1 protein-coding gene is annotated in these 822 nt (G+C 46.9%); it reads left to right on the forward strand.

Going from position 1 to position 822, the window contains the following annotated elements; translation table 11 throughout:
• A partial coding sequence (locus L5M49_RS25090) for a reverse transcriptase domain-containing protein (RefSeq protein ID WP_263267001.1) occupies positions 1-822 on the forward strand: 822 nt, incomplete at both ends.

Here is an 822-nt window from a genome sequence, read left to right on the forward strand (position 1 = left end):
CGCAAATTTGCCGTCGATGTTGATCTGTCCAAGTTCTTTGATCGAGTAAATCACGACCTGTTGATGACTCAATTGAGGATCAAGGTACAGGATAAGCGTCTGCTGGCGCTTATTGGTAAATACCTGCGAGCTGGTGTGATGGTCAACGACCAATTTGAAGCAAGCTTCGAAGGCGTGCCTCAAGGCGGCCCACTCTCGCCATTACTCTCTAACATTATGTTGGACAGTCTTGATAAAGAGCTGGAAAGCCGAGGGCACAAATTCGCCCGCTACGCGGACGACTTTATCATTTTGGTAAAGTCTATTCGAGCGGGAGAGCGGGTACTCAAGAGTATTACTCGCTACCTTGCCACTAAGCTAAAAYTGGTTGTTAATGAACAGAAAAGCCAAGTGGTAGAGGTAGGTCAAAGCAAGTTCCTCGGTTTTACCTTTAACCGCGGGAAGATCCAGTGGCATGCTAAAACATTACACATTTTTAAACAAAAGATGAAACGCCTGACGAACCGAAATTGGGGCGTTAGCATGGGATATCAATTGTTTAAAGTACGGCAATACATGCAAGGCTGGATCAACTACTTTGGCATAGCCAACGCTTATCAAGGGTGTGTCGATTTAGACCATTGGATCCGTCGTCGAGTGCGTATGTGCTACTGGCGTCAGTGGCGAAAACCGCGGACTAAGGTACAAAACTTACTTAAACGTGGCGTCAGGATCCAAGCTGCCGTTGCTTGTGGGATCACAAGTAAAGGCCCATGGCGGAGCTCGAAAACACCAGGAATACAGCAAGCGCTGAGTAATGAGTATCTTAAGAAAGCAGGATTG

The organism is Shewanella sp. SM74 (assembly GCF_025653725.1).
GTDB lineage: Bacteria > Pseudomonadota > Gammaproteobacteria > Enterobacterales > Shewanellaceae > Shewanella > Shewanella oncorhynchi.